At 48.8% G+C, this 21,076-nt stretch carries 25 protein-coding genes; 10 read left to right on the top strand and 15 right to left on the bottom strand.

Annotated features, from left to right (window positions below; all coding sequences use genetic code 11):
• Positions 1 to 51 precede the first annotated feature (51 nt).
• A complete protein-coding gene (locus ABD949_RS19065; RefSeq protein WP_345245919.1) occupies positions 52 to 717 on the top strand; it encodes a helix-turn-helix domain-containing protein in 666 nt (221 codons plus the stop codon).
• A gap of 72 nt (positions 718 to 789) precedes the next feature.
• Here the strand turns inward: ABD949_RS19065 and ABD949_RS19060 are convergent, their stop codons facing one another.
• The 6 genes from ABD949_RS19060 to ABD949_RS19035 are packed head-to-tail and all read right to left on the bottom strand — an operon-like array spanning position 790 to position 3,337.
• On the bottom strand, positions 790 to 1,482 hold the full coding sequence (locus ABD949_RS19060; protein WP_345245917.1) for a PD-(D/E)XK nuclease-like domain-containing protein: 693 nt from the start codon (positions 1,480 to 1,482) through the stop codon (positions 790 to 792).
• A gap of 48 nt (positions 1,483 to 1,530) precedes the next feature.
• A complete protein-coding gene (locus tag ABD949_RS19055) occupies positions 1,531 to 1,884 on the bottom strand; it encodes a DUF3846 domain-containing protein (RefSeq protein WP_345245915.1) in 354 nt (117 codons plus the stop codon).
• A 55-nt stretch (positions 1,885 to 1,939) separates the two neighbouring features.
• Complete coding sequence (locus ABD949_RS19050; RefSeq protein ID WP_345245913.1) at positions 1,940 to 2,533, bottom strand: hypothetical protein; 594 nt, start codon at positions 2,531 to 2,533, stop codon at positions 1,940 to 1,942.
• Between the two features lie 57 nt (positions 2,534 to 2,590).
• Positions 2,591 to 2,773 (bottom strand): SymE family type I addiction module toxin, encoded by a 183-nt coding sequence (locus tag ABD949_RS19045; RefSeq protein WP_345245911.1) that lies wholly within the window; start codon positions 2,771 to 2,773, stop codon positions 2,591 to 2,593.
• Complete coding sequence (locus ABD949_RS19040) at positions 2,770 to 2,997, bottom strand: hypothetical protein (RefSeq protein ID WP_345245909.1); 228 nt, start codon at positions 2,995 to 2,997, stop codon at positions 2,770 to 2,772. Before ABD949_RS19040 ends, ABD949_RS19045 begins: the two co-directional genes overlap by 4 nt.
• Positions 2,998 to 3,043: 46 nt before the next feature.
• A complete protein-coding gene (locus tag ABD949_RS19035) occupies positions 3,044 to 3,337 on the bottom strand; it encodes a hypothetical protein (protein ID WP_345245907.1) in 294 nt (97 codons plus the stop codon).
• 256 nt (positions 3,338 to 3,593) lie between these two features.
• On the opposite strand from ABD949_RS19035, the gene ABD949_RS19030 reads away from it, so the two are divergent.
• On the top strand, positions 3,594 to 3,938 hold the full coding sequence (locus ABD949_RS19030) for a hypothetical protein (RefSeq protein ID WP_345245905.1): 345 nt from the start codon (positions 3,594 to 3,596) through the stop codon (positions 3,936 to 3,938).
• A 948-nt stretch (positions 3,939 to 4,886) separates the two neighbouring features.
• Positions 4,887 to 6,263, top strand: a complete 1,377-nt coding sequence (locus ABD949_RS19025) for a Gfo/Idh/MocA family protein (RefSeq protein ID WP_345245903.1) — start codon at positions 4,887 to 4,889, stop codon at positions 6,261 to 6,263.
• Between the two features lie 85 nt (positions 6,264 to 6,348).
• Here ABD949_RS19025 and ABD949_RS19020 read toward each other — a convergent pair whose 3' ends face one another.
• From ABD949_RS19020 to ABD949_RS19000, 5 genes are all read right to left on the bottom strand, one after another.
• On the bottom strand, positions 6,349 to 7,860 hold the full coding sequence (locus ABD949_RS19020) for a tyrosine-type recombinase/integrase (protein ID WP_345245901.1): 1,512 nt from the start codon (positions 7,858 to 7,860) through the stop codon (positions 6,349 to 6,351).
• A gap of 78 nt (positions 7,861 to 7,938) precedes the next feature.
• Entirely contained in the window at positions 7,939 to 8,970 is a 1,032-nt protein-coding gene (locus ABD949_RS19015) for a hypothetical protein (protein WP_345245899.1), read from the bottom strand.
• A gap of 135 nt (positions 8,971 to 9,105) precedes the next feature.
• Positions 9,106 to 10,362, bottom strand: a complete 1,257-nt coding sequence (locus ABD949_RS19010) for a metal-dependent hydrolase (protein WP_345245897.1) — start codon at positions 10,360 to 10,362, stop codon at positions 9,106 to 9,108.
• A gap of 58 nt (positions 10,363 to 10,420) precedes the next feature.
• Complete coding sequence (locus ABD949_RS19005) at positions 10,421 to 11,332, bottom strand: hypothetical protein (protein ID WP_345245895.1); 912 nt, start codon at positions 11,330 to 11,332, stop codon at positions 10,421 to 10,423.
• Between the two features lie 91 nt (positions 11,333 to 11,423).
• Positions 11,424 to 12,530 (bottom strand): replication initiation protein, encoded by a 1,107-nt coding sequence (locus tag ABD949_RS19000; RefSeq protein ID WP_345245893.1) that lies wholly within the window; start codon positions 12,528 to 12,530, stop codon positions 11,424 to 11,426.
• Positions 12,531 to 13,279: 749 nt separating this feature from the next.
• Here ABD949_RS19000 and ABD949_RS18995 point away from each other — a divergent pair.
• On the top strand, positions 13,280 to 13,990 hold the full coding sequence (locus ABD949_RS18995) for a hypothetical protein (protein ID WP_345245891.1): 711 nt from the start codon (positions 13,280 to 13,282) through the stop codon (positions 13,988 to 13,990).
• A 619-nt stretch (positions 13,991 to 14,609) separates the two neighbouring features.
• Complete coding sequence (locus ABD949_RS18990) at positions 14,610 to 14,888, top strand: ArsR/SmtB family transcription factor (protein WP_345245889.1); 279 nt, start codon at positions 14,610 to 14,612, stop codon at positions 14,886 to 14,888.
• A 44-nt stretch (positions 14,889 to 14,932) separates the two neighbouring features.
• On the opposite strand, the gene ABD949_RS18985 is transcribed toward ABD949_RS18990, so the two are convergent.
• Complete coding sequence (locus ABD949_RS18985) at positions 14,933 to 15,076, bottom strand: hypothetical protein (protein WP_345245887.1); 144 nt, start codon at positions 15,074 to 15,076, stop codon at positions 14,933 to 14,935.
• Positions 15,077 to 15,142: 66 nt separating this feature from the next.
• Here ABD949_RS18985 and ABD949_RS18980 point away from each other — a divergent pair, with 66 nt between their 5' ends.
• Positions 15,143 to 15,325, top strand: a complete 183-nt coding sequence (locus ABD949_RS18980; protein WP_345245885.1) for a hypothetical protein — start codon at positions 15,143 to 15,145, stop codon at positions 15,323 to 15,325.
• Positions 15,326 to 15,408: 83 nt separating this feature from the next.
• Here the strand turns inward: ABD949_RS18980 and ABD949_RS18975 are convergent, their stop codons facing one another.
• The gene (locus tag ABD949_RS18975; protein WP_345245883.1) at positions 15,409 to 15,966 is read right to left on the bottom strand and encodes a hypothetical protein; all 558 of its coding nucleotides are present in this window, start codon (positions 15,964 to 15,966) and stop codon (positions 15,409 to 15,411) included.
• Between the two features lie 143 nt (positions 15,967 to 16,109).
• Between ABD949_RS18975 and ABD949_RS18970 the strand changes: the two genes are divergently transcribed.
• Positions 16,110 to 16,400, top strand: a complete 291-nt coding sequence (locus ABD949_RS18970; RefSeq protein WP_345245881.1) for a hypothetical protein — start codon at positions 16,110 to 16,112, stop codon at positions 16,398 to 16,400.
• Positions 16,401 to 16,403: 3 nt separating this feature from the next.
• Here the strand turns inward: ABD949_RS18970 and ABD949_RS18965 are convergent, their stop codons facing one another.
• Complete coding sequence (locus ABD949_RS18965) at positions 16,404 to 17,084, bottom strand: hypothetical protein (protein ID WP_345245879.1); 681 nt, start codon at positions 17,082 to 17,084, stop codon at positions 16,404 to 16,406.
• 519 nt (positions 17,085 to 17,603) lie between these two features.
• On the opposite strand from ABD949_RS18965, the gene ABD949_RS18960 reads away from it, so the two are divergent.
• The 3 genes from ABD949_RS18960 to ABD949_RS18950 all read left to right on the top strand — a co-directional run bounded on the left by ABD949_RS18960 (position 17,604) and on the right by ABD949_RS18950 (position 19,661).
• Complete coding sequence (locus tag ABD949_RS18960) at positions 17,604 to 17,858, top strand: hypothetical protein (protein ID WP_345245877.1); 255 nt, start codon at positions 17,604 to 17,606, stop codon at positions 17,856 to 17,858.
• Positions 17,859 to 17,939: 81 nt separating this feature from the next.
• The gene (locus ABD949_RS18955) at positions 17,940 to 18,392 is read left to right on the top strand and encodes a LexA family protein (RefSeq protein WP_345245875.1); all 453 of its coding nucleotides are present in this window, start codon (positions 17,940 to 17,942) and stop codon (positions 18,390 to 18,392) included.
• A 3-nt stretch (positions 18,393 to 18,395) separates the two neighbouring features.
• Positions 18,396 to 19,661, top strand: a complete 1,266-nt coding sequence (locus ABD949_RS18950; RefSeq protein WP_345245873.1) for a Y-family DNA polymerase — start codon at positions 18,396 to 18,398, stop codon at positions 19,659 to 19,661.
• A 33-nt stretch (positions 19,662 to 19,694) separates the two neighbouring features.
• On the opposite strand, the gene ABD949_RS18945 is transcribed toward ABD949_RS18950, so the two are convergent.
• Positions 19,695 to 20,879, bottom strand: coding sequence for a pentapeptide repeat-containing protein (locus ABD949_RS18945; protein WP_345245871.1), 1,185 nt, complete (start codon positions 20,877 to 20,879; stop codon positions 19,695 to 19,697).
• Positions 20,880 to 21,076 lie beyond the last annotated feature (197 nt).

Raw genomic sequence — 21,076 nt, 5'->3', positions numbered from 1 at the left:
GTATCTAGCCAAAAACAAATATATATTTGCTAAAAACATATAATTATTAGTATGGATCAGAACGAGGAGTTTACCGAGCGTTTTCGTAAGCTGTTTGACGCACTTCACATTAACGCTAATGAGGCCGCCCAGAAAACCGGGGAGTCTAATACCAAATTTTATAACCTGTTAAACGGGAAAGGAAAACCCAGCTTCGCCACCGTTGTGCAGCTTTGCGAAACTTACCCCAACATAAACACTAATTACTTAGTTAAAGGCCAGCTACCAATACTCTTTAAGTCTAGCGCGGAGATGGCAGCTGGGCCGCTTAACAGTGTCGGTCGCGTAATCAGGCTACCGTTCTACTCGTCCGGAGAGAACCAGGAGGAACCGGGTGTTCATGATCTGCCGGTAACTGCGGATTCGCAGAGCCACTATATCGATTCGGTAATCATTCGCCTGGCAGACAATACCATGGCGCCCTGCCTGACGGCAGGTATGCTGTTACGTGCCAGACCGGTACCGGAGACGGAATGGGATTACTTAAATTCCGTGGTAGTCGGGGTGCTGTACCGGTCGACGCTGGTGGTTCGTCGGGTGAAGGAAAACGACCTGCTGACGCGGGGGTACCTGACGTTATACACGGATTCGGCGGATGCGGGCTACGTACCCGTAAAACGGGAGGACATACGGTCAATCTGGCGCGTCCTGGAGATTGTCAGCGGGGTGGTTGCCTGATAAAAGCGTATCTCGGAGCAGCAAAAACAAGAAAGCCCGACCTGTGCAGGTCGGGCTTTGCTGATTACAGATTTAATAAACTTGAAGCGCAAAGGTAGCAGAATTGTCGCTAACTAAACAGGGGCTGCTGAGTACGGGTTCGGGCTCAACCGTCCAGGCTAAAGGTATGAACGAGCTACCCAGCTCAGCCCGGCGCTTCCATTCGCGGAGCAGGGCCCGGTACTTCTTACGGCCATTCTCTGCAAACTGACCCTGGGTGTGATGCTCGATCACCCAGACGTTATGCGGCATAACCTTCTGAACGGCCACAAATACAAATTTCTTTGCGCCTATCGAGTCCAGGTAAAAAGCCGCCTGGCGGTCATAGTCGTAGCGTTCACAGGATTTCTGAAAGTCGGCAAACGATTTACAGGACGTGGATTTGATGTCGACAATCAGCCGGTTCTTATGAACAACATCCAGTTTTGACTTCAGCGGTAAACCTGTCGCCGGGTCCTCCCAGATTTGAACTGACTCCTTTCGGCTGAACCGCAGCGCCCAACTCAGGAAGCGGTCTTTTCGGGCTGTGGTGGCCAGCATTTGAAGCAACGAAAAATCTACATCGGCCGGCAGGTCGTGGAGCTGGTGCGGTTCTAAAATCAGCTCGTGCAGGGCGCGGCCAAAGGCAAAGGCCGCTACAGGTTTCGGGGCTTGGTAGCCGAAAACAACGTTTTTGAACTCGGTCAGGTCAGAGTTCGAGATACGGGGTATAGAACGGTAATCCATATAGGTAGGAGTAAAGGCCCGACGCGGGAGCGTCGGGCCGGTGGTGGGTTAAAAACTGATGATTACAGGGCCTTGGGGTTCGATGTGCAGATCTCCCAGGAAGCGGATGTACGGCCGAATCTGGTCGGCCGTCAGAGTCGTGCTGATGGTTTCGCCCTCGTTGTTGTAGCCGCAGATCAGCGCGTTACCGGCAAACGGATGCGGGTAGTTGCCAAAGCGGAATTTAGGGGCCTGCGGTTCGTGTAAAAGACCCTCGTCGTCAAACCAGAGGTCGTTACGGTTATCAAGTACCCGCCTGTCTACACACTGGCAACCGATAGCGGTATACATGGCCGAAAGGCCGGGCTGTATGTCAATGTCGGTTACGGTCTGCGCCGTAACATCAATCAGAATGGCTTTCATGAAAATCAGAAGAAAGGCCCGGACCTGGGAGCGGTCCGGGCGGGTGAGACATGGGTTATTCGGCGGCAGGGAGTTCCCCGGCAACGGCAGGTGCCGGCAGGGCCAGGCCGACGGCAAACGAATCAGCAACGACGTGGTACACGGCGGTGCTGGTCAGCGTGTCCTGTCGGTAAACGGGTATGCTGGTGACAAATTCCCGTAGCTCGGCAACGGTCGCCGGGTCGGCCGGCTTGTACGTGAACCGGGCCAGAAACCAGGTGCCGGCCGGTTGTACCTTCTCGTTTTTCTTCTTCTCGCTGGTGATCGTCAGGACGACATCAGACAGTTGCAGGTCGTCGTAGAAAAGCGGCTCAATGAGGTTAAACAGCTCGTTGACGCTGCTGTTGTTGAACATGATCGCCGACAGCGCTCCTTTATCGTCTACGAAAAACAGCTCGGCCCAGGTCTCATTCCGGCCTCGGGCGAACAGGTTCTCGTCGAAGATCCGCCAGGCAAGCGGCTGAATGGTCAGGGTTGTACCTACGTCGGTGGTGCCGTTGATGTTAAACCGGCCGGTCTGGCCATTAAAGCGGTACTGCTTCGGTCTGCCTTGCAGGTACTTGATCGTAAAAGTGATGTCGCCGGTATCGGTGTCAATGTGCTTGTACATGGTAGTATGAATTTTGGGGTGAGAAAGAGGCCCGGCAACCGCCGGGCCTGTGGAGACTTATGCGGCAGGCCGGATGATGATTTGCCCTGCCTGAACCTCGATGCTGACAGCCTGGCCGATCTCAAAACCGGCCTGCTGGAACCAATTGCCTGCGAGCTGTAGCGACGGGCTAAACTGGGTTTGCCGTTGCCGCCAGTTTTGCCGGGCCTGATAGCCGATTTTGCGGGTGCGGGTTTTCATAGTGCCGGCTCCTCCATAGCCTTCAGGATCTCTCTATCAATTTCCTCGTACCAATCAGCGGCATCAATGAGGTTTGATACATCTACCCCGCCGATCTCATAGCGGGTAACATATACTTCAGCAGGGCTGCCGGGGTAATCGTAGCTGCCGCGCTCGGCCGGCTCGTACTCGCCGGTAACGTCGATAGCGACATCATGCAAATGGATGGTTTCTTTGAAACGCATGGGAGTGAAGGGTAAGCCCCCGGCCAGACTGCCGGGGGCGGGTGGGTTAAACGAACACTGACATAGTGGCCTGCTCGGCTTCATAGGCTTCGATCTGCGCCAGAAACCGGGCGTTTTCATCAACTAACCCCAGAAAAGCCAGTGCCCGGCTACGAATGTCCTCGTACTCTGCTTTGGTGCAAACCACCCAGCCAGGGCAGGGTTTGGTGTGTGGCGTTACCTCGATGCCAAACGAATTGCTAACTCTGGATGCGCGAGCTTCCATAATAACTCCATTGGGTAGCCACTCATAGGCGATGTGGGAGCCGGGGCATGACAGAAAAAATGATGAATGTTTCATGTTTATTAAATCTGTAAAAAGGTGGAAAAATGAATGAACTGCGGAACCACCGATTACCACCCGCGACAGCTGGATTTATGTAACCGATTCTGGTTTTATGTCAAAGAACGCTGTAGCTCCCCGCTGAACTACATATCTAAAATACAAATAATTATTTGTATTTACAACGTAAAAGCAAATAATTATAAGCTAAATACAAATAATTATTTGTAAATTGGGTGAAAGAAACGGGGCGGGGGATGCCCTACTGAAAAGCATGAAAACCGCATTACTGGCCAGCCGACACCTGAACAGCCTGGAGCACTACGAAATGATTAAAACTGCCCTGGCGGATCTGGGAACCACCGAGCTGCACCACGGCGCAGAGGGTGCCGCGAAGCTGCACGCGCAAGCCTGGGCGCAGGAGACCGGAAACCGGCAGGTAGGACACCTGCCCGACTGGCAACGCCACGGCCGCGCAGCCGGACCGATCCGGGGCAAAGAATTGATAAGTGCTGCTGATACGGTGGTGGCGCTGTGGGACGGGCGCAGCCTGGGCACGGCTAACGAGCTGAAGGAAGCCAGACGCCAAGGCAAGCGGGTGCGGCTGCTGCTGGTGTAGCCGGCGCGGGCGACGCTGGCCACCTGCTGCCGGCAACCTCGGCAACGGCCCCGGCCGGATTGGGAGCGGCCGATGTGCCACCCCACCCCCGACCTATTCGTTGATTCGACAGGCCCCGCATGGCCGCCGTGGAGGGAGAACCGCTGTAGTGAGGAGGAACGACGAACGAAAGCGGGGCGACCGACTAGCGGACTGCAGGGGGCCGTGGTGGCCGATGGAAAAGGAGGCTGCAATCGCGAAGCTGGGCAGGAGGAGGGCACCCCCGCGTGGAGAGGATGAGCTGAGGTTGTGCGTTAGGTGTGGGACGCAGAGCGAGAAGGGGGTGCCCGACGACTGACCTGGTATGAATACGGAATCCGCTTAACCCTTCTTCGCACGTATCCGCGCTGGGCTAGGGTAGGTTGTGCGTCAGCCGGCCTGCGCGACCGCTTATACGGCCGTAGGCGGTAAAAGAATAACTACGTACGTCAGCGCTGTGCCGACGATAGGAGGCTCTGCGCTACCGCTTCAGCTAGCCGGCCGAAGGCGGGGTAATAACTACGCACGAAAATCCGCTTCCCGGCAGGGCAAAAGGTGGCCAGGAAATGCAGTCGCGCCGTGACGATTGCGGGTAGACTCGTGGGGAGGAGAAGAGGTAGGGTGCGTCTGCCATTTCCTGGCCACCTTTGCCTGCCGACACTACTAATGAACATCCTCTGGAGGGGCCGCAAGACATATTAATAACCGCTGGCGCGGCCCCGATAATAAATATGCACGAAAGCGCGGTGCCGACGATAGGAGGTACGGCGCTACCGCATAACCTGCCCGGCCGAAGGCGGGGTAATAGCTTCACACGAAATCCGCTTATCGCGTGGGCAACTTCACAAGTAGAGCTATATAAGGATAAACCTTAGCGTTTTCGCTTTATATTATAATGCATGTTATCTACTTACCTAACCCTTAAATCTAATGGAAAATAAACCTAGTCAGGACTCTCGCCGTGAATTTCTGGTGAAGGCAGCCACAGTCGCAATGGCTGCTCCGCTCTTATTACGTGAATCTGCACAGGCTTCTGGCCGTATCTCCAAACTCAGACATGCTTGTATTGGGGTAGGCGGTATGGGCTGGGGAGATCTAAACCAGTTTAAAAAGCATCCAGATGTAGAAATTGTGGCCCTCTGCGATGTTGACGAGAATAACCTGAAACGAGCAGCTGAGCTAGTACCAGGCGCCCGGACATATACCGACTGGCGGGAAATGTTCCGTATGGAAGCGAATGCCATTGATTCGGTAAATGTAACCGTGCCAGATCACAATCACTTTCCCATTGCGTATCAGGCGATCCGGCTTAAAAAGCATGTATACTGTCAAAAACCAATGTGCCATGATGTAGCTGAAGTGCGGGAACTTACCAAAGCGGCCGTGAAAGCCGGTGTAATTACGCAATTAGGAACTCAGGTAGCCTCTTCCCTGGGCGACAGAACCGCCGTACAATGGATCAAACAGGGTATTATCGGTAAAGTAAAGCATGCTTATTTATGTTCGAACCGGCCCGGAGCAGTGGCAAAGTATCGGCTGGTGGGGCCCCGTCCGGCACAAGGTCAGGAGGCTCCGGCGCATTTACACTGGGATAACTGGATTGGCACGGCCCCTGTCAGACCTTATGCACCAGACATATACCACCCGTCTATCTGGCGTACTTGGCAAGACTTTGGTACGGGTTGGTCTGGGGATATTGGCTGTCATATTTTTGACGCAGTCTGGAAAGGTCTGGGCCTGCAGGCTCCGCTGTCAGTACAGGCAGAAGTACAAAAATCATGGGAGGAGTCTACCGAACGACGGGCCGATACCTGGCCACAAGGCAACCATATAAGCTGGATATTTCCGGGAAACGAACTAACCGAGTCTGATACCTTACCGGTAGAGTGGTTCGACGGGGAATTTTATCCGCCACAGCCAATCAGGGATTTATATACCGGTGGAGAATACCCGGCCGAATCCGCCATGCTGATCGGGACAGAGGGTGCGTTGCTTGTTCCCCATCAAAAAATGCCCGTAATCATTCCGACGGGTAACGTGAAAGCATACAATAACCCTGTTTTAAACGAGCGAAACCATTACCATCATTTTGTTGATGCTTGCCTGGGTGGGGAAAAAACAGAATCTCATTTTGCTCAGTCGGGTCCGATGACAGAGGCCGTTTTGTTGGGTACTGTGGCAATACGAGTACCGGGCCAATTATTGAAATGGAATTCTGCTCAGATGAAGTTTTCCAACTATCCTGCCGCTGATAAGTACCTGCGTCGTAGTTACCGTAAGGGGTGGGAAGTCAAAGGCGTTTTATAAATTGTTTAATTATAAGCAGGGCTTTCATCTGAAGGTCCTGCTTATAATTAATAGCGGGGCATCCAGGTGGTACGGCATATTATGCTCATAAAGATCGCCGTTTCGTTGCCCGGAAGAAATACCGCGCAAACATTAATATCAGCATAATACAGGCTCCCAGAAACTGTAAATCCTTCTCGCCCGTCTCCCGGCCGTAGTACCGCAGCAAGACAAACCCGCCCAACACCACCAGCAGCACAATGCTGAAGTCGAACTCCTCACTCTGCCGGCCGAGGTACCCATCCGCTACCTCCGTTACCGTGTCGAGGTTGATGAATGCCTCTTTTCGCAGCCGGTCACACAGTTCGCGGATCTTACGCGGATTTCCGTCCGACGTCTCGTAGATCTTCGTCATTACCGCATCCAACTCCCGTACCTCCAGATCACCAATTAGTCGGTAAATCATCCGGAGCGAGTCAGGCCGGGCAAGCGGTTGCAGCTCAATCTTTTCAAATGACCAGGCAAACGATGCATTAGTGATTTTCACGCTCCGGGCGGTCGTGATGATGGTAAAATGCTCCTTCAGTTTCTCTAATGCTCTGACCACCGTGGGGGTAATCTCATCGATGTTGCCAATCTTCAGCAGGTACTCCCGGTCTTTGGTAACGTCGATCAGCGTCTGTACCAGGTTCGGCAGACTGGCGGTCGACAGCTTTGTTTCAACCACTTTCAGATCCGACGTCTGGAACAGCATCGCTGCAGCAGCGTCCTTGTCTCCGCATATATGCAGAATGGCGTTAGAAATGGCTTTCTTGAAATCCTTGCAATCGTCGATGAGCAGGGTACGCTGTTCAAAATCTAGCGACTGCAGCAGGTGCGTTTTGCCGCTACCAATCGGGCCGGTAATGAGTACCGATATGTTCCGGCTAACAAGCTGCTGGATCTGCTTCATCTCCTTATCACGGCCAAATATAAAATCAGTCGAGGGCGTCAATAAATTGATGATGCTGCGTCGTTCCGGGAACAGCCGCTTTCTCAGCTTCTGGAACAAGGATTGTCTCGGAGCCGCTGCGTCGATCTGCGCCCGTAGCCGGCTGGGGTCGGCATGAGCGTAGATCAGCGACGTGTCGGCCCGCTCGTGGCCAAGCAGGTCGCGGATGTCGGTCAGGTCAGTACCGTGTGCCCTGAGGTTCGTCGCAAAGGTATGGCGGAGCTTGTGTGGTTTCGTGTCACCTACCTGTGGGTTGGCATCGGCTAAACGCTTCAGCATCATGTACGCGGCCGAGCGTGACAGGTGGCCACCATCGCTACCGGGGAAAACAAATCCTTTCGGCTCGGCTCCGTCTTTCAGCAGGTCAGAGAAAGCATCGTACAACCGCTCCGACATCGGAATGATGCGGGGCTTCTTCTTGCTGGTCTGGCGCTTCTTCAGGCTGTCGACCTTAACGGTTCTGGTCCGAAAGTCGCAGTCTTCCCATTTGCGGGTACGGGCCTCGGTGACCCGGCAGCCGGCATCCAGCATGAGCAGAATCAGAACGCGGTGCTTGGGGTTATTGGTTGCCTTTAACAAGGCTTCCTGTTCTTCTCTCGTGTGAAAGTCTGGGGCTTCAGTTTTCATGTTACGGTTGATCACTCCGCTAGCGGTGGCAGCATCCTCTTAAATTATATACGATAGTCTAGCTTAACCTTTAACAGCTTATTGTAATTTTAGTCTAGCTTCGTCCTTATCATTCATAAAGATAGCATCAGCAATTGCAATAGTTTTATCTAAGAACCCTTCCAAATGAAGTGATATTTCCTTTGGTCGAATGTAACCTCTATGAAATTCGTAAAAGTCTATTATTGAGTTCTCTAAATCTGTTATATCTCTTATTTGATAAGAAGGCTGTATATTTAATAATTGTATATTTTCTACGCGTATTCGAAGCTTTCCGGAAATCAAATTATAATCTAAAGGTTCCCAGTATATTGAATCTAAAGTAAACTTTTTTGTTTTAAACGCAAGCTTTTTTAGCATCCAATCTTCTGTCTGATATGACTTTTCATCAATTATATTTACAAATATTTCATGTGTTCTATGCCTAAATTCGCGAAAATCTATACTATTTTCAAGTATTATATTGTAAACTTCTTTACTAACTGTGATTGATGAATCTTTTTTGAAACTCATTTTTTTTAAAGTTAAAGGAATGTTGTGTTTTTCAAACGGTAATACATAGAATTCAAGTGTAGCATGTAAATTTTTAGGTAAAGGCCCTCTTTTTATTCTATTGGCTATATTAATTAGCTCAGATTGCTTTTTTATACTTTCCTGTTGACGTTCAACCGAAGATTTAAGTAGCAAGGTTGCTGCACTTTGTTGATTTAAGGCTTCACTCGTCAATATTATGGATTTATCCATTTTTTGAATTGTCGAGTCTTGCTTTGCTAAGGTTTCTCCTATCGATTTTAACAATTCATTTTGTCGTTTTCTTTGTAACCTATCATTCTGTTCGGATATTCTTCTTTCTTGTTTACTTTTATGGTACTCTTTCTCTATATCTATGTAAGTAATTAAAATATTTAGAGCACCAGATAAAATAATTCCTAAGACTGCAATTTTACCTTGTTTTGTTACTTTCTTGTTTTCATCCTTATAATCATGTACAATACCATACCAAGAAAAAAAACCAGTCATGAGTGTTAAAACAATGGTAACAAAAGTTTTAATATATTCAGGAAGCTCCATGAAAATTAAATAGTTTAGCTTTTGCAATTATTAAATGTAAATAAAATTTGGCTACATCTATTTTTTAGATAAAGTTAAGTTGATGGTTTTATGTCAATCTAGCTGATACCATTAGAGGGTCATATCGACTGCGGACTAGTTTCGGTTGTCAATCGTTTGCCAGATCAGTAACTGAGCGTTGATATGCGCGTTCTCCTCCAGCTTTATCTCCAGCATCGCTTTCTGTATTCTGAACTCCTCGTCATTCACCGGATCGGGCTTCACGAAGCTGTCAATCTTTTGGCTCAGCTCTTTTACCTTCTCGCGTCGCTTTCCCTCGTCGTGATCGTTGATGGGTTGGCGGGTAGTTTCGGTGGCCAGCGCGTCGCGCAAGGTGGCCAGCTCCAGCATCTTAGCCCCATACTTCCGCTGCTCCTCTTTGTGCTGGGCAATCAGCAGTTTCAGTTGGTGCTCAGTCAGGGAGTTATCAAGTGCCAGTTGGTAGAACTTCGCGCCATTGGGGTAATCACTGGACAATTCCAAGCCCTTCTTCATGATCGTTCCTTCGTAATAATACAGCTCTCGGGCGCTTTGCGCAGTGATTTTTACTACTGCCTGGCGCATGTAGCTGTTGAGGCTGTCGGCCGTCACTTGGAAGAGGTTTACGGGCCTCAGCTCGTGCCGGCGGCCGGTCGCCTGAAACTCTATCAATTTACAAGATTCGGCGGGATATTTTTCAAATTGCCGGTTTCGGTACACGACTAATTCCGTTGCACTGCGGCTGTAGATCAGGGCGGTTACTGTGTCCGTTTCGTGCAGGAAAGTCGCCCGGTAGTCGCCCGGCTTCCGGTGCTGCTCCCGCTCCAGGTGGTCCCATGTCGCAAAGCTCTTGTTGTAGCGGGTCCAGAAGCCAGATGCCATCAGCGGATAACTGAACAGGTTCAGGCAGCAGAATAACAGGAAAAGGATAGCCTCGCTGCGAAAGTCGTTGGCGGAAAGTCGCAGCTTGGGATTCGCCGGCAGTACCGCTGGTCGTTTCGAGAACGGATAAAACACCGGTACGCCCTGCTTCGTACACATATCAAAGATCAGGTGACTGAGCAAGGCCAGGGCGACAGGCAACGTATAATGCAGACCAAACAGGTTATCAACGAGCTTCACGACCAGGACGAGCGCCACGTAAAAGAATACGCTGTGCGTGATGGTCCGGTGGCCGTAATTTCGCTGCAGCCAGCTGGCGAGCGGATAAGCTGTCTTGCCGATCAGGGAGCGGGTATGATCGATGTCGGGGAGGACCGCTGCTACCCAGACCACAGCCATGGAGTCGAATCCGGCGTAAATATTCACATCGGCAAAGCTGGCGAAGATCCCCGCAAACGCAAACCCGCCGGCTACATGATTAAAGCTCTGCATACGTGAGGATCAGATTGAAAAACAGCCGCCGGCTATTCGGCCGGGGCTGTAGAGTTGCTTACAATAAACCAGCCTTTTGCCGGTCTACTTCAATCCTGAAATGCTTGTATGGTTTACCGGGTACAATCTGGTGTGTCGTATAAAATTCATTGAAGGGATTGACGCCTACTTTAGCCTGGCCGTCAACGAAGCGCCACAGGATCTTGACCGTCTTGTTGAACTCCAGCAGCTTCCGCGTCTCGCCGGTTCTTCGGTCATTATACAACCGCTTCATGCCTACACTAGGATTCGGGTGATCCCAGCCCCACACCCAACGCGCCGGCCTGTTTGTTACGTCTTCGTCCGGACTCTGGACGTACCAGACGTGAATGCCCACGTTGGGCTTAATTTGCTGGCCGGTCGCCTTGTCCACAATTCTAAAATAGGTACTGACGGTGGTACGTGCCCTGGCAGCTATCTTCCCGCCCGGATCATCAATAACAATCTCCTGCCGGCGCGGGCCAGTGGTACGGGCCACGATCGCATCCGCTATCCGGGGGAAGTTCCAGTCGTCGGCTTTCAGGTAGACGACCGCCAGCTGATCGGCATCCAAGCCCAAATACATCTCTTTCCGGGAAGTGAAGTTCGTCCGGATCGCGCCCATGAAAGGATATTCTATCTGGACTTTTAGCGTCTTTTCCGGCGACTCATTACCATCCTGGTATTGCTCCAGGACATCGAACCGGGCTTCGTCTTCATTGGTACTGAGGTCGTAGTAAAATGTTGATGCGGTGTAGTTTCGGGGCTCCAGCAGGTTTTTACCCAGGTACAGCCTAGCGGCCAGCCTGTAGGCTCCGTCGCCGGCTGGCGTCAGATAGGCATCTTTGACAAAAGGCGAGTAGTCCGGATCAAGGTCGACCTTGGGAGAGCATTTGACTAGGGAAAGTAAGCAGACGAGTGCAGCAGCGATCGAGTAAAGGTGTTTTTTCATCAGGGATTACGGTAGGTGTGTAAAGGAGATAAGATGATCATTCAACGGTGTTAAGACGTACAAATGGTTTTTACGTCATACTCGCTATCATTTACAATGGACCTGACTCAACCGCTGAACTCTTTTTCTTGTAATCAAATACGCTTTGGGCCACGTAGGCCTGGGGGTCTTTATCGGCATAACCAGCCTGAACATAAAGATCCGCTTTGATAAAAGCCTTTAGATAATCGGGTCTGGTCAGTATCTCTTTCTTCTGTTGGGCTGTAAAAGATGGATAATATAGGCGTAATATCTCGGAGGCACGGGGAAGGACTTCGGTAATATCCTGCTGTAATAAATCATCAAGCTGCTGCATAATCTCGGCTTTCTGAACAGCTTTTTCCTGTTCATGCAGCGGAGTTTTGCTCTGGATGTGGAATTCAATCCCTACCACTGCCCGACCTTGCATAACGGGCTCATAGGTGACGTTGAGGTTGGTGTACTCGTTGATCTGCTTGAGGGATAGATCAATCACTCGGGTACGAAACGCCGAATAGCTGGCATACGATTTCTCCTGCGCACCGATGAGCTTCCGCAAATCGTTGAGGCCGATTCGCCAAATACCAGTATTCCGGAAACGGGCCAGGCTGGTAAAGAGGAGTTGAGCGTACTCGCTGCTCAGCTGTAGCGCTTCCTCGTACCCGTATTGAGCATAACCGCTTCCTAAATATAAAAAGACCGGAATTACGGCATGATACATAGTCAGTTCAATTACGCCCTTCTTTGACCAATACTTAGCCATGGGGAACACCGTTACGCTGTTTCCCGTGCCGTTCTCATCTTCCCAATTAATGGTACGTTGCTGGATCAGGCTAACCAGCTTTTTTATAGAGGAGTTGGCGTGTCCCTTAATAACATCTGTATAGTGGAAACGAAACTTAAGCTCCTGGTAGGGTTTAATTTTGAGCTTGTCAGTTGCCTGTATGTTGCGGATTTCCCGCAGTACCAGCCAATACAACCGGCGCTCGAAGAAGCTGAATTCTGTGGTGCTGGCCAGCAACTTTAGCGGTTCCCGGATCAGCATGGTCCTGTTGTTCGAGGTCCGGAGTACAATTGTCTCGGGGTTAACCTCAACCGGATCGGTCACCGTAACGCTGTCAAAAGTCAGCGATAGCTGATTGTTAGCGAGTTCAACAGATTGGAGAGGATTCTTGCTCATGCCTAACACTTTATGATGCTACAATGTAGAAAAGATAACTTACCCTAACAAGCCATTTACTCTTGTTATAGATAAATATCTGTTTTACAAAAGGTTATATATAAGTGTATGGATGAAGAAGCAATACTTTCCCTGGATTACGACTATTATCTGTTAGGGATAAATGGATTTATTCTTCTGTTTGCAAGAACTAAATTATAAATATGTCATATGTTAAATGCTGATTAAACATTCATTAGTATCCTTTAATGCGGTTTAATGACATAATCTCTACAATTCTGGTAGTCAAAAGTTTGCGACTACTAAATGTTAGGCTCAGGACTATCATCTGTTAGGGATATGACTACTATGTGTTAGGTTCAAGACTACTAAATGTTAGGCTACGACTATTATCTGTTAGGCTTGGACTATCATTTGTTAGGCTTGGACTATCATTTGTTAGGGTAAATAGAGTTATCCACATACAAAACACTAATATTCAGGTATTTATGGACAGGTAAAACAGCCTATAATAGTCTAATAGTCTAATCACTCAATAAAAATGACTTTTATAAGTTTTAAATAATTTGACTAATAGTCATCTAGGGTGAAAAGGGTTTCACAGAATGGCCGGAAATACGAGAAAAGAAAAAGTCAAAAGGAAAATTGAACTTGCTCCAATAGAAATTTACCTTTGAGGGAAATAAGTTCAAGAGTTTTCTCTATGGGTTTCTTCTAGCATAATAGGGAATCATTTACTCTAAGCCACTATGGAATCCGTCAACGCTCCGCTGCCTGCACTCCGGGTACTGCTCAAGAAATTGTCTATACCATTGGTCCCGATGACGCACCAGGTCAATGCCATACCGAATGATTCCCAGCTCGAATTTTATTTCGTGCCGGCAGAACACATGGCTATGTTCAAGGAGTACAATCGGCCTGGTAAGCCCTTCAAGAACTTCAAGCTGGTCAACTTCGAGCGGCCGGCCATCAGCCTTTCGTTCTTTGTGAAACATAAATACACCCTCGACCGCAACGTAACGCCGGATCGGGCGATGGAATACCTGCGGGAACACCGGGACGCGCTGTTTGAGCAGTCGTTTCTGAATCCGCTCAACAAAGACGCACAGAAGGAGCTAAACGAAGCGGATCGGCTGTTGCGCCTGGTCCGGGATCAGCCGGAAAAGTTCCAGTTCTGCTTCTCCAACTTCCACCATTACTATCGGTACTGGTATTGCTCGTACCGGTATTTTGAAGATGAGGAGCAGACGCTGACGGCCTCAGCGAACGAGCACCTGCTGAAGCATAGTGAGCGGGTGAAGGGAAAGATCAATGAGCGGGCAAATGTGATCTTTGTCGATCCCGAATATATCACCCGTCCAGTTCCGTACGACAACAAGATGGCCGATCGGGAGCTGGCCACCTATGGCAAACGGTTTACGTCCGGAACGGTGGCGCTGTATTTGAGGGAGATTGAATAAAGGCGTTATTTTTCCAACGGACGGTCCCGCGACGGCGTACCGTGCCGCTGCGGGCAGATTTACAAGCTAAGCAACTATGAAAATAGTTGAAAGCTATGATTCAGTGGGTTACCCAAATGACGAATTATGTACCTTTCCGCAAAATACCCAGGTTTTCTTTACTATGAGAGTTGACCGGCTATGCCCTGTACCTTCTAATACAGTCAGCAGCGATGGCCGCTAAGGGAGCAAGAACGATGAGCGTGAAAACCGCTCCCATTAAAGTAATCAGTAACATTGACGTGATAGAGTGAGATCTAACTTAAGACGAGGCAGAGCAGTAGCACAAAGGTCAACATTAACAATATGGCGGCTAATGCCTCACTGGCTGAAAAGTCCCGGTCGGCGGGAAGCGGATGGGTAAACACCAGAGCTAGGACAGAGGTAGTGAATTTCCACATGATATGTTACGGGTTGTTCATTCTGACGCATAAAGCGGGACACGTCACAACTTCACCTGATAATCCTTCTCTTAGGCAAGCGTAAAGCAGCGTTTGCAAAATAAATTCATTATCCTTCATTTGTAACCACAAGCCAATATCGGAAGTAACCAGAAATTTAAGCAGACTCTGTAATTATCATGACTAAGCAAGAAGCCGAAGAAGTTGCGGAGATACTAAGTCAGTTAGGAAACCCGATCCGGTTAGCCATCCTCCTACAGCTACAGAAACAGGACTGGTTAACCGGAGCAGACCTTTTGAGTCCCTCGGCAAAAAGTAACATTAACTTCCATGAACATTTAAAAGCCTTACAGGATATAGGCTTGGTGCAGCGAAAAATGAGAGGAACAAAGTTTGTCTATTCGCTGAGTGATGATCGATTGAATCAAGTGCTGGACCTGGTGGCTACCCTGAAATAGAAAAATCTATGCGATTGTCGGCAGTACGTGAAATGGAGATTGGGTTACGCCAGCAGTAAACAAAACAGCAGAAAGGCTGATGCTATCAGCAGTATGGCGGCAAATACTTCTGTGTAGGTGAATTCGCGATCCGACTTAGTCGGGTTGGTGAAGATGAGCAGATAAACGGAGTAGACGAATCTGAGCATAATCGTCTAACTTTTTCAGCCTTTTGACGCATCAGCCTTCATGGGTCACCCTGGATATGAAAAAATATGTACCGATACATTGGAGACCGGCTGACCGACCCGGAATTAAAGGGTACTCGCTGCTCCGCCGTTCGCCGGGAAGATGGGAAATGCATTCGGGGCCGGAACGGTTCGATGCTGGTTATTTTCGAAAACGGTAGAACAGCCGTGGTGATCGGGCGGCTGCTGCGGAAAGTGAAGCACGAGTGATGACAAAATGGGGCGTTTTGCCGAACGCGCGGTTCCCCGGGCCGGGATCCGGCAGGTTCGTACACAGACCCTATTGGTGCCGGTTAGTTAGGATTACCTTCTTTAAGGTATTTTTTTCGCGCCTTATTCACTTCTTTTTGACTGTCTAAAATGCGTACCTCCAACTCGTATTTAAGCGCCGGATTGCTTCCATTCGCAGACTGGGAATAATGCAACCTTAACCTGGTTGTACCTAGCTTCGAGGCTTGAAACGTAAACCTATCAATCGGATAACTCCTCTCATTGCTCTCTTCACTGACAGCGTTATTATCAATTGACGTTAATTCATTAACTTTTAGATAACTAGAGTAAACCTCATAGATTACCCATCTATAACCTTTACGGCCTGTGTGTACCAGCTCGATGATTAGGGGAGAGTCTTTTTTTACGAAGGCAACACCTTGATTATCTTCGTAGGTATATACCTTTTGGCGGGCAGTATTGCGGGCTGTTTTCTGATCTCCGGTAGTCTTTTTTGAAAGTGCTTCAACGGGTGCTGAACCAGTCAAGTGGCTTTTCGCAAACAACGAAGTTGCCGCTAATAAGGAAATCACCGTATATACCGTAAACAGGCAAGAGCGATTCGGTAAGTTTGCGTTCATAATAATGTTTGTCAGCGAATAGGGGCAAATGTGGGGTTTTCTTAGTAACGGGACCGCCGGGCGGCCCCGAAAGAATTACGCTAAGGATTTTCGATCTCACGGCCGAAGCCTTTATCTTCGATAATTGACGTCAACTCCCTCCTATGACCCAGAAAAGCCCGTTCCGCGCTGACTATACCTATACCGTTACCGACAACATCATTGCGATTGTTGATCTGGACTTAGGCAACCGGTCCGTTACTAACGACATTGAAAACGTGCTGGCTGACATTAGGGCCGAGATCGGTGATCTGGCCGGGTATGCGGTAATCTACCGCGACAGTATGGGCCGGTGGGATGGTGTCAGGCTCGTCAATGGGATAGTATATTTCTATGGGCTCAATGAGCGGGACCAGGAGAAGGCTGCTAATCGGTTGCTGCACCTGTTAGAGTAACATCTATTGACAAATCGATTGGATGACCTGGTGAACCTCCTTTACTGTTTGATCAAACAGACGTCGCTGTTGTAAAGAATTGGGATGGCTGATCTGAAACGTGTTTGAGGGTAAACCAGGACCCGATAACGGAGGCAGGTGCCCAGCCTGAGAAGTGGCAGAATGACTCCTGAACCGCTCATTTAAATGCCACTGGTAATGTGGATCGGTGGTCATAATCAACACAATATCAGGTTTTACGATAGCTATCTCCTTGACCAGCAGATTCAAAAACAGTTGCATGGTGTTATCGAAAAGGTCACCCTGGGGCCTTTTCCCACCCTGATCAAGCTTGGATAAGTTGGTCCATAAAATGGACTTTACATTGGCTTGGGGAGGTATAACACTCTTAATGAATCGCCAGAACGGAGAAGCAGGCTGCCTCTGCTTAATAAAGGTCTGATAATACTCCACTACCTCAGAATAAGTCGGTGTTTTGACGTCTTTATCCTGTTCTGGTCGCCAGGTATGGGTTTCTTTTCCCACAAATAACATTTTACAGGGGACCTGATAATATTCCTCATGCGCATACATTAGAAATGGCCAAGATACATTTTCTGCCTGCTGGTACTCTTCCTTCTGATAAAGACAAGGCAAAAACTCCTCATAAAGCTCACGCAATTGACTATGACCTTCTTCTTCCAACGGGACAGATTTACACGTTAGTGAACTAATACTTTAGTTAATACCTGTTTATCAAGGGTTTAGGCAGGACTATCAGTAAGGATTTCCTTTTTGATTGGATATAGGACCCGCATTTTTTGCCAAATAAGGGGCTTTTCAGGCCAGAAAAAAAGCCACCCTTTTTGATAACCCGCTGAATATCAGTACTCGACTGGCTCCAACTATAAAAATAGTTGCTTAGCGTGTAAAATCGCCCCGTTGGAAGAAGAAGGCCACTATTAAGATGTTGGTAATTCTCCATTTGGTTGAACATATATGGTTAGTGGTCGAAACGTTTCTGAGTAGCGAAAAAACTGAAAAACTATCTTCATTGCTTTCAGGAGGCACAATAAATCCAGAGAGCCAGCGTTTTTTAACTGTTACATCGCACAGCCCTGAGAGAACCTCTCAGGGCTTTTATTTTTCAATTCCTTTTCTTCTACCTGTCCGTTTCCATACCATTGGTTTAGGTATATTACGGTATTACTAATAGCGGCCTCTATGAAGCTCGGCCTATACGAATACAACATCCTACCAATAGCCGAACAGGCAAATTTGCTCTGGGAGCATGGTACTTACCTGCAGAATCTGGATGGGCTCGGAAAACGCTATGTGCTTTACCAGCTATGGGACTTTTTTGTCGAGCTACACTATGACGCTGACTACAATCAAATCGAGAAGCTGCGCACCTTCAAAAGCAACAGAGCCTTAGAGCCGTACCTGAATGACATTAACTTGGCCGACCTGCTTAGGTAATGCCGGTCAATTACGAAAATTGCTCCGTATCGCACAAAAGTATAATATAGCCGCAAACTAGACTTGTAGAGGGGAGCGACTATGATTGCAGCAGAAGACCGCCTGTCGGCCGAGGATATCATCAAGGCCGAAATAATCACCAAATTAGAAATTCCATTCTTTTCCAGTTACGTACAAGCTGGCTTTCCCTCGCCGGCGGAAAACTGGCTGGAAAAAGTCTGTGACCTCAACGACCTCTGCATTGATACGCCCGAAGCAACCTATTTTGTCCGGGTCATTTCGGACAGCATGATTGGGGACCGCATCGATGCTGGAGACATTCTGGTGGTCGACAGCTCGAAAGTGCCGGCAGATGGTAAAATTGTCGTCGTCTGGTTGAACGGCGATCATGCGGTGAAGCGGATAAAGTACGCTGGCAAAATGGTTGTGCTGCACTCTTCCAACCCGAAGTACCTGCCGATTTACGTGCATCCGGAGCAGGATGATTTTAAAATCTTAGGCGTCGTCACTAACGTCATCTTCAAGCCCATGTGACATATGGTCGGCCTCGTCGATTGCAACAACTTCTACGTAAGCTGCCACCGTTCGTTTGATCCGTCGCTCGAAGGAAAGCCGGTGATTGTGCTGAGCAATAATGACGGCTGCGTCGTGGCCAGGTCGAACCAGGCTAAGGAGCTGGGAATAACCATGGGAAAGCCGCTTTTTCAAATTGAAGATGTGATAAAGGCTCATCAGGTGAAAATCTTCAGTTCGACCTACCCACTCTACGGCGACATGTCGGCAAGAGTCATGGGGATTCTGGGTCGGTTCGTCGAGGAGGTTGAGATCTATTCCATTGATGAAGCCTTTCTAAACCTAGCCGGCTATGACCGCGTCTATCCGGATCGGGTCGCCCTGGCGCAACAGATCCGGTCGACGGTCGCGCAATGGACGCGCATACCGGTATCCGTCGGCATTGCGCCGACCAAAACACTGGCCAAGGTGGCCAACTGGTACGCAAAACGTGAATTGATGCACAACGGGGTTTTGGAGTTAACGGATCCGTCGGCTATTCAAGCAGCACTGGAAGAATTTGCGGTTGAGGAGCTTTGGGGTGTTGGCCACCGCTACGCGGGTCTACTTAAACGAAACGGTATCAAAACAGCTTGGCAACTGAGTCAGGTGCATGATGTCTGGATTCAGAAGCACATGACAGTCAACGGGCTGCGCTTGGCGTATGAACTGCGGGGTACGCCCTGCCGGCAACTGGAGCTGGAACCGGCCAAGAAAAAGTCGATCTGCACCGCGCCGAGTTTCGGCCGATTAGTACCGGACCTGGCCACGATCAAGGAAGCGCTGGCCACGCACGTCGCCCGAGCGGCCGAGAAACTCCGCCGGCAGCACTCCACCGCCGGCGTGATGACGGTCTTCCTGCACACGAACCGCTTCAAGGATAAGGAGAAGCAGTATTACAACAGTCGGACGGTCGAGCTACCTCATCCGACCGCCAGCACGTCGGAACTGCTGCACTACGCCGGCGCTGCTCTGGAATCAATATACCAGGAAGGCTACGAGTTTCAGAAAGTGGGTGTAATCCTCAGTGACTTTACGCCGGAGAACCACCGGCAGCCGGGATTGTACAGCGGTAGTCTAGATGAGCGGCTAGTCAAACTGTCGGGGGTAATGGACAAGCTCAATACCCGGCACGGCCGCGACAAAGTACGGCTGGCTGCGCAGGGATTCTGCCCAACGTGGCAGATGAAGCAGCAATGGTTGTCGCCGTGCTATACGACGCGGTGGAAGGATATCTTAGTGGTGAAATAGCTCCTAAAAGTTTTTTGGTAGAACATACCTTGACTAGGACTCCTGTCGATAACTGTCCGCCTTCTCGTTAGCAGGCCGGATCACTTCTGACAGTTCGGCAATGAGGGATTCTTGGTCGATGTATTCGTATATGGGCATAAACCACGGATACCTTTTTAAATTTTTCAACATTGTATAAGTCTTTGACCCTTTTAACTTAATAGGCAGGATAGGCGTGGTTGTAAGTTCCTTTGTGATATAGGCCAATTCGTGCTGAATGCTCATGGGGTTGGTTACATCGGCAATAATAAACTTGGACAACCTTGCTAAAGTTTCTACTGTACCAGTTAAATCTTTACTCGCTGGTTTATTAAAATCAAAAAGAATTGGAGTTAAATTTTGTTTCCGCAGTTCCTCCCGTATGGCATCCAGCACGGCTTTACGTTTCTCTGTAAATCGACCTAAGATCAGGACGGCTTTTGAAGTAATAGTATCAATAACGTCTTTTAATTTTTTGTTATTTAGAATAAGATAAATGAACTGAGCCATTTCCAGATTGTCTACAATTAGCGGAGCTTCTGGATCAGAATTAATAACCAAGTTTTGCTGCTTGAGTTTACTTAGGTCAAGATCCCAAGCCGAAATCCCGTACACATTACAGTCTTCTAGAACGGCACCATCTAGCTTTGTTTTTACCAATGTGCAGCGTTCCATACCGGCTTTAATTAATCTAGCATTGCTTAAATCAGCTTTATTAAAGTTTGCTGATTGGAGATGAGCTCCCGTTAAGTCAGTATCATTAAGTGATGCTTCCGTGAGATTAGCATCCCAAAGAGTAGAGCCTTGTAATTTAGCAAAAGATAAGACAGTGTTGTAAAGGTTTGTACCCCACAATAGGGATTCTCGTAAATCACCTCCATAAAGGGTTGCATCTTTCAATGAAGCATTGCGAAATTGGGCTTTCACGGCAGTAATTTCGTCGAGATAAGCTAAATCCAGTTTAGCTCCATTCAGCTTTGCATTATTCAAATTAGCCCTGAAGAGGTTAGCTTTGAAAAGATTTGCGTCTTGCAAATCTGCGTCTTGCAAATCTGCCTCTTCTAGGTTCGTGTGATAGAGTTCTGCACGAGAGAGATTAGCGCCTACTAAATCAGGCTTTACTTCAGGATGATCCTCCCGCCACTGATTCCAAACTTTATGTCCTTGCTTTAACAGAGAAAGTTGAATTTGATCAGCCATGTTGAATTTTCTTTAAAGTAAAGGAGATAAATAAAAGAACAGAGCTAATATATTGATAAGTAGGCTTTTATCGGATGCTAATGGCTATAGTTGGGTAGTTTTGCAGTTTCGTACAAAATCCGTCACTTGGCCTTGTCTTCCTCCACCGGCCGATATGATAAGTAGCGATACACGGTCGCTCGGCTAATCCCCAAAAG

The organism is Nibrella saemangeumensis, from assembly GCF_039541915.1.
GTDB lineage: Bacteria > Bacteroidota > Bacteroidia > Cytophagales > Spirosomataceae > Nibrella > Nibrella saemangeumensis.
The sequence above is the reverse complement of the archived record's forward strand: the minus strand, read 5'-3'. Positions and strand labels throughout refer to the sequence as shown.